The 7,807-nt window shown below is 40.8% G+C and carries 7 protein-coding genes; 3 read left to right on the forward strand and 4 right to left on the reverse strand.

Annotated features, from left to right (window positions below; translation table 11 throughout):
- Positions 1 to 7 precede the first annotated feature (7 nt).
- Positions 8 to 991, forward strand: coding sequence for an o-succinylbenzoate synthase (gene menC / locus BTN49_RS08240; protein WP_097356788.1), 984 nt, complete (start codon positions 8 to 10; stop codon positions 989 to 991).
- On the forward strand, positions 970 to 2,361 hold the full coding sequence (gene menE, locus BTN49_RS08245) for an o-succinylbenzoate--CoA ligase (RefSeq protein WP_097356786.1): 1,392 nt from the start codon (positions 970 to 972) through the stop codon (positions 2,359 to 2,361). The genes menC and menE overlap by 22 nt, the downstream gene beginning before the upstream one ends.
- A 495-nt stretch (positions 2,362 to 2,856) precedes the next feature.
- Here menE and BTN49_RS13225 read toward each other — a convergent pair whose 3' ends face one another.
- The 3 genes from BTN49_RS13225 to BTN49_RS08255 are packed head-to-tail and all read right to left on the reverse strand — an operon-like array spanning position 2,857 to position 6,215.
- On the reverse strand, positions 2,857 to 3,129 hold the full coding sequence (locus BTN49_RS13225; RefSeq protein ID WP_146679298.1) for a hypothetical protein: 273 nt from the start codon (positions 3,127 to 3,129) through the stop codon (positions 2,857 to 2,859).
- Complete coding sequence (gene menD / locus BTN49_RS08250) at positions 3,113 to 4,816, reverse strand: 2-succinyl-5-enolpyruvyl-6-hydroxy-3-cyclohexene-1-carboxylic-acid synthase (protein WP_223823863.1); 1,704 nt, start codon at positions 4,814 to 4,816, stop codon at positions 3,113 to 3,115. The genes BTN49_RS13225 and menD overlap by 17 nt, the downstream gene beginning before the upstream one ends.
- 25 nt (positions 4,817 to 4,841) lie before the next feature.
- Positions 4,842 to 6,215 carry an isochorismate synthase gene (locus tag BTN49_RS08255; RefSeq protein ID WP_223823864.1) on the reverse strand — a complete coding sequence of 458 codons (1,374 nt, stop codon included), beginning with the start codon at positions 6,213 to 6,215 and terminating at the stop codon, positions 4,842 to 4,844.
- A 570-nt stretch (positions 6,216 to 6,785) separates the two neighbouring features.
- On the opposite strand from BTN49_RS08255, the gene BTN49_RS08260 reads away from it, so the two are divergent.
- The gene (locus tag BTN49_RS08260; RefSeq protein ID WP_223823865.1) at positions 6,786 to 7,154 is read left to right on the forward strand and encodes an IS30 family transposase; all 369 of its coding nucleotides are present in this window, start codon (positions 6,786 to 6,788) and stop codon (positions 7,152 to 7,154) included.
- A 189-nt stretch (positions 7,155 to 7,343) separates the two neighbouring features.
- Here BTN49_RS08260 and BTN49_RS14125 read toward each other — a convergent pair whose 3' ends face one another.
- On the reverse strand, positions 7,344 to 7,508 hold the full coding sequence (locus BTN49_RS14125; RefSeq protein ID WP_158523707.1) for a hypothetical protein: 165 nt from the start codon (positions 7,506 to 7,508) through the stop codon (positions 7,344 to 7,346).
- Positions 7,509 to 7,807 lie beyond the last annotated feature (299 nt).

The following is a 7,807-nucleotide window of genomic DNA, read 5'->3' on the forward strand; positions in this document are numbered from 1 at the left end:
GTAGATGATGAAACATGCGGTTATTTATCGTTATCAACTACCAATAGATAGTGGTGTCCTCTTGCGTCATATACCCTTGGTAGAACGTGTCGGTTTTATCGTTAAATTAAGTTGTGACGATAAAATTGGGCTAGGGGAGATTGCTCCTCTCCCAGAATTTAGCCGAGAATCTGTCGATGATGCTGGATTACAGGCACAGCAGGTACTTACACAGTGGCTTAATGAAGATACTGTTGATCTGGAGACTGTTTATCCTTCGGTGGCATTCGGAGTTAGTATGGCATTGACGGAATTAAAAGGCCAGTTACCCCAAGAAGGGAATTATGTAGTTGCGCCGTTATACTGCGGTGACCTAACCTTATCGGTACAAAAACTGATGGGTATATCAGGTCAGAAAGTGGCGAAGATGAAAGTCGGGTTCCACGAGGCTATTCGAGAAGGTGCGGTCGCAAGTATGTTCCTTGAAGCGATTCCTGATCTAATGCTTCGATTAGATGCCAACCGTCAATGGACGCCTGTGAAAGCAGTGCAGTTTGCCAAGTCTATTCCATCGTCACTTCGTGAACGTATAGCCTTTTTAGAAGAACCTTGCCAAACACCAGAAGATAGTTTAGTTTTTTCCCGTGAAACGGGTATTGGGATAGCGTGGGATGAAACCCTTTCTGATGATGAATTTGAACTAGAACAAAAACAAGGTGTTAAAGCGATCGTGATCAAACCAACGTTGCTGGGATCACTGGAGAAAGTACAAGAGCTGATTTCCCAAGCCTATGGTCTTGGGATAGAAGTGGTGATCAGCTCTAGCCTTGAGTCGAGCATAGGTTTGAATCAACTAGCGCGAGTAGCACATTGGTTAACATCCTCAACAACTCCAGGTTTAGCCACGATTGATCTGTTTAAAATGCAGCTCGATAAACCTTGGCCGAATTGTTCATTGCCCGTCATGCTTCTTTCGAATTGTAGGATTACATGGCAGCAATCCACCCAATAGCCTTCAAGGCATGGCCATGGTCACATTGGATGCAAGAGCAACCGGAAGCAACCGCCATTATATTTGGCACTTCTGAGATAACTTGGCGCCAACTTTGTGATGATGTTTCTCGTGTACACCTAAGCATTGTTACCAATCAACATACCATCGCCCATGAACGTGTAGCCATTGTCAGTCATAACAACTATGCCTGCCTGATAACTATGCTGGCGGCATGGCAGAATGGTTGGCAAACACTCATGCTTAACCCCACATTTTCTCAAAGAGAGTGCAATGAAATTATTGAGCGCGTTGGAATCAATGTTATTTTAAACGTAGTTGAACTTAAATCATTGCCTGATAGGGATGAAATGACGTTGGTAGGATTCAATGCGGTTAAACACCTGACTTTAACCTTGACGTCAGGATCGACCGGAGCACCGAAGGCTGTTGTTCATACTGCAAATAATCACCTTGCAAGTGCATCAGGGTTACTTGAGTTGATACCATTTAAATGCTTAGATTGCTGGCTACTTTCACTTCCACTCTTTCATGTATCTGGGCTTGGTATTGTATGGAGATGGCTTATACAAGGAGCCATGTTAAAACTTGCTGATATCAAAGAAAAAGCATTAATAACAGCTCTTGAAGGTTGCACTCATGCCTCTTTAGTACCCACACAATTGCAATGTGTGCTAGAGCAAGGGAATTGTTCGTCCTTGCATGCAGTGCTTTTGGGCGGTACTGAGATTCCACAGTCTTTGGTGGATGAAGCAGAAAGAATTGGCATTCAGTGCTGGTGTGGGTATGGAATGACAGAAATGGCGTCTACCATTACGGCAAAACGTGCTAACGGCTATTTCTCTGTGGGTGATGTGCTACCTAATCGAGAACTTCGTTTATACAAAAACGGTGAGGTAATGGTAAAAGGTGAAACACTTTCTCCTGGCTATATGGTTAGAGGAAATATTTTGCCTCTTACTGATGATTGGTTTGCCACCAAAGATAAGGGATGCTGGAATGAGGCCACCTCAGAACTACAGATTATCGGTAGGCTCGATAACATGTTTATATGTGGGGGGGAAAATGTACAGCCTGAGAATTTGGAACGTATATTAAGTCTCTATTCTGGTATTTCACAGATAGTCATTTTTCCCATTGACGATGATACGTGGGGGAAAGTTCCTATTGCGATAATCGAAGGCGAAATTGATAGTGACGAGTTCCTAACTTGGGCGAAGACACAGGTTCTGCCTTATCAATGTCCAAAAGCAGTTTATTCACTACCCAATAACCTCAGCCATTCTGGGATAAAACTATCCCGTAAAGCCTTGTTGGATTGGTTACTCCTGAATTTAGATAATAACTTCGACACTCATGGTTTCGCGTAGAACAAAGAAGCTAACTACCGAAAGGTGTATGCCCTTCTCTCAAACGGAACACAAACCATATCAATTAACCACTATCGGAAGCAAATAAATTGAAGAATACACCATGCTTTAGATGGGAGAACATAATCAACTCTATCTATCTCCCACAAAACACACATTTTAAGGGATTACGACCTGCTACCTCTTCGAAAAGCTCTAGATAGCTGACACGTTTAGTATAGCTCATCATTCATCCACCAGTCACCTGCCGCCCTCACTATCACTTCATACCACTTCCTTAAAGCTCGCTGTTGCTTGAAGGTAATAATATCTCACTCGTTAAAATCCTTTAAGCAAAATGTGCTGAACCAGCCTGCCAACAAATATCTGAGCATCCATTGTCTCATACATTTTCAACTTTTTTTTATGTGATTAATAGTAATACCTGGGTTATTAATTCTTGATTATATTGTTTCCAGTTGCTGATCTTGTGCTTGGCTTTTTCCATCATAACCTTCAGCTTAACTCCATGATGATCTGATCGTAGGAATTGAGATTAGTTAATATATTTGGGAAACAATGCCCATTTACCAATAAATCAAAGGTAAGATAAAGATATTCTTTGATAAGAAAGTCGACAACAGTGCTACACTTATCACCTCTGCCAAGTAGAACTTCAATGCATACTAATACAGGCGTATAAATCAAAATAGCCCGTACTGAGGCATGCATAACTGACAATGAGGCAATAAATACCAACATACTAGAACCGTCATAAAAGCGAGGCATTAGCGATATAATTAAACAGAACTTTAAGATCTCGAGCAGATTCGTTTGCCGGCACACGAATTTCCACCAATGTTGTCCCAGCATATCTCTGAGCATTAATACACAAACAACGGGCATCTATTAATGTATCTGGGGCATGGTAAAACAACCCAAACATAGCAGCGACATGAGTGAAATCGAAGCCATGTGGCATACGATAAAACATATCTTTACTGTCGTCAGGTACTGACAATGTATCAAAAATGCCACCACCGTCATTATTGACCACGATAAGCACCAGTGGATATGGATTTCTCGTCAGCAAAGAAAAACTATTGAGGTCATAAAGCGCTGAGATGTCACCTAAAAGGCAAACTAAAGGACGTTGACGTACTCGCTGTACTCCGGACGCAGTCGCTATTAACCCATCAATTCCTGATGCACCTCGGTTCGCAAAAACAGTAAGAGCCGGTATACAACAACACATATCTAATAAACGGATCGCCAAGCTATTGCCAATAAATAGATCGCTACCGATATCAAGCCATGAGGCAAAGTCTATCGCCATCGCCAATTCTGTCAACAGAGCATATTCACGTTTCTTTTGTTGTAATATCGAAAAATATCGGTGGCTAGCAGTCTGCAGCACTTTTGCCCAGTGGATGTAATCAGGTGATGCTGTATGAGCAACTAGTTGATTTGCCACCATTTCTGGTTTAGCAATAATACGACGAGCCTGTCGATGACTTGGATCAAGACGACCCGGATGGCTATCCACCAACCAATACACTCCATTGAACGTTTGGATAAATTCGCAGAGTCTTTTTGATACTAAACGACTACCGAATTGAATTATAACATCAGCTTGTGCTAGGACACTGGTACATTCTCGATTTTGCATCCACACATCAAAACCCGCGTAGTCAGATCCCTTTCCTGCTTGTGGATCACACAATAGTGGCCACCCTAAGACGTCAACCAAGGCTTGAACCGCAATTCGATCAGCTGTCGTTAAACGACCTGCAATCAATAGGCCTTTTTTGTGCTGTAATTCTTCCCAATCTACCTCAATATTACAAACATGCTCCAAGGGAATGAAGAATGTCAAGTAGCGCTCTGTACTGTCTAGCCAGCCCGTAACTGTAGAAAGATAGACACTAGCATCTTCTAATTCACCATATAGCGGTTCTGGGAATGGGCAATTGATATGCAAACTACCTCCAGTTTGTGATTGATAGTGTAAATTTTCATCTAGAGTAGAAAGTAGCCAAGATGGTGCAATGGATGTTGTAGGCGAAGGCAAATTACAACAAAAATCAGCATGGTTACCAAAGATACCACGTTGACTAATTGCTTGATTTTCTCCACATTGTATTAGTTCCACTGGTCTATCTGCCGTCAACAAGATCAGTTTCTCACGTGTCAGATGACTCTCTACCACTGCTGGTAACAAATTCGCTACCGCGGTGCCTGAGGTAACTATCACTGCAACCGGATTATCTGACGCTTTTGCCATGCCCAAAGCAAGGAAACCAAGCCCCCGTTCGTCAAAATGAGTGTGAAGAGTAAATGGGAAACCATTTTCATCTCTTAACGATTTTGCTTCAAGCGTCAAAGGGGTTGAACGTGATCCTGGCGCAATACAAATATCCTTCACACCAACTCGTTGAAGTGACATCAGCAATAACCGCGCCCAAATTCGGTTCATCGTCGATTGACTAATCACTTTCGAGTTATTTAGGGGGAATTGATTCATCCCTTTCTTTTTTCCATCGTTCCAAACACATTTTATCGATAATCCTTGTCGTTTTCGATTTAAACTCCAGCGGTTTGAGCAAACATAGCAAAGTAGATATTTTTTTATCTAGCTCATTCCATTCTATTTTAGGGGATGAACCAGGAACAATACCGGCACCGGCAAACAAATGTATCAGGTTATCCATTACAAATGCACTACGAATGGCCACACAGAATTCACTACGTTCACGACTCAGGAATCCAACAGATCCACTGTACCAACCTCGTATAAATGGTTCATTCTTAGTGATAAAACTCATAGCAGATTCGCGCGGTAACCCTGCAATGGCTGCAGTAGGTTGCAAAGCTTCCAGTAAGGTAGTACTTAGAATATCCTTATTTAACTGGACAAATATTTCTCGTTTAAGGTGTTGTACTTTACGTAAACGAACTAAATGTGGTAGTTCTTCAACATAAAAACTAACACAGTATTGTGCTAATTGATCAGCAATGTCATCCACCACTAATTTGTTTTCATAAATATTTTTAGGGTCATTCAATAACCAATGAGACAATGCAAGATCATCCTCTATCGTGATACCACGACCTATTGTACCCGCCAACGCTTCAGTACGTAACTTTTCTTCTTGGCGAATAAAAAGGCGCTCAGGTGTAGAACCTACAAAACAATGTTTAGCATCAAACGCTAACATAAAGTGAAAGTTAGCGCTATTTTTATCCCGACTAGCTTTAAGAAGCTGAGTGGCAGAAAGTGGACGGTCAAGAGTTAACGTAGTTTTACGGGCAAGCACGACCTTCCGTAGAACCGTATATTCAATGTCAGTTAAAGCACGATCTATCATCTCTGACCACCGCGGATAGTCAGGTTTATGAACCATCTTCACAATATTACATTGAGGCGAAGCAAGGGATGAGAAGCTATCGGATAACTTAGCCAAAGTAGCTTTGGTTTTAAGAAGATCATTACCAATGTTGATTGATAAAAACCATTGTTCATTAAAGCGTGAAACTTCAATTTGGGGGAGAAAAAAGAAAGATTGAAAGCAGCATTGACCACATTCTGTTCGGCCATCGAAAGAACATCCGCCCCAGATGAACTGCCCTTCAGTAAGAGTATATTCAGCACTCATGGGATTGGAAAACGTTTTGACCTGTCCAAGAGCTATGGTTTCTTCGTTACCATCACGCGAGTGCCAATAAAATTTAGGATAGATGGATTGTGCATCAAGCCACTCAATAGGATCATGGTCAGTCGGCCAAGAAAAAGGCGAAGACAGCCGCTCAGTTATCTGAGACAACATTGACAATGTATTCACAAACTCAGAAATTGCTTGGCTTAAATTTATCAAAATAACCTCTTTTGAAACTCACAGTTTGAAGAAAAAACGTCAAATTCCTAGGGTTATTACATAACTCAATCGCTAAACTATTCCATGCTAAGTGATATGAAAAGTATTAATTTTAGGATGATGTGACTGCTTCTTGTGCAGAGTTCTTAAAATGCTGAAATTTAGGTTATTTTATCATCAAAAATAAGCATCACGACCAGAACGATAATATTCTCCGTTGGAAATGTATTCCACTAGGGGTTGTTGATATATGCTGTATAAAACTCGTTCAACAATACAGTATCAGCCACATTAACATAAATGCCATTGATATCCTGCTGACGTAATTTATTTCCAATTTGTCATATTCAATTAAAACTAAATGATATTTCTTAATTATCCCAAAGCGTTTTCTGCTAAATAACAATACTTATAAAGAAACCAGTCTATACCATTTTTATCTATATCGTGTACATAATGTTACTTATCAATGACGGTCTCGTCCTCCATCAGGTGCAATGCACAACCTAGCGGAGAGTGAGTCAGACTGAGTAAACTTTCCACATCTTATTTTGATTTATAGAAAGCACGATTTACCGGTATATCTGGCATGACAGGGGTAATGGCCGAGCGTTATATAAGGATCTTCGCCACCATGGAGAGCCCTATAAAATCAAGATGAACAACAGTGATAAGGTAAAGACAAATAACCGTGTTGGCATTGAGAAACGGCTTAATATTGTAGACGAGAAGACCGAGTTAGGTCATCTCGAGATTGACACTGTCGTCAGGACTGGGCACAAATCTTTTCTTCTTATCGTAGTGGATAAAACCAATAAACTATGCTGCATTGGAAAGATGCCCAATAAGCAGGCAGGTACAGTGGTAGAGAAGTTTATTGATATTGTGAATTCCACCTTTTATGACTTCAAAACCCTCACGTTAGACAACGGTACATAATTCGTCGATCATGAAAAGATTGCTGAAATCATAGACTATGATTTCTATGTTACCAGACCTTATCCGTCAAGTGATCGGGAACTAAATGAGTAGACCAATGGTCTGATAAGGAGACTTCCATCCAAGGAAATTAACTTCAACGAACTCAGTAATGAGGAAATTTCCAAGATAGAATAAAAAACATATCAATTAACCACTATCGGAAGCAAATAAATTGAAGAATACACCATGCTTTAGATGGGAGAAGATAATCAAATCTATCTCTCTCCCACAAAACACACATTTTAAGGGATTACGACCTGCTACCTCTTCGAAAAGCTCTAGATAGCTGATACGTTTAGTGTAGCTCATCATTCATCCACCACTCCTGCTGTCCTCACTATCACTTCATACCACTTCTTAAAGCTCGCTATCGCTTGAAGGTAATAATATCTCACTCGTTAAAATCCTTTAAGCAGAATGTGCTAAACCAGCCTGCCAACAAATACCTGAGCATCCACTGTCTCATACGTTTTCAACTTTATTTTATGTTATTGATAATAATACCTGACTTGATGACCGCCATATCCAACTATCTTAGATAAGCCTATCGGCAGGGATGACAAATAGTTGGTTAGGTATCGTATTAACCCTCGGTAGCTTTTGCTTGGGAC

This window comes from Candidatus Enterovibrio escicola (assembly GCF_002464935.1).
Lineage (GTDB): Bacteria > Pseudomonadota > Gammaproteobacteria > Enterobacterales > Vibrionaceae > Enterovibrio > Enterovibrio escicola.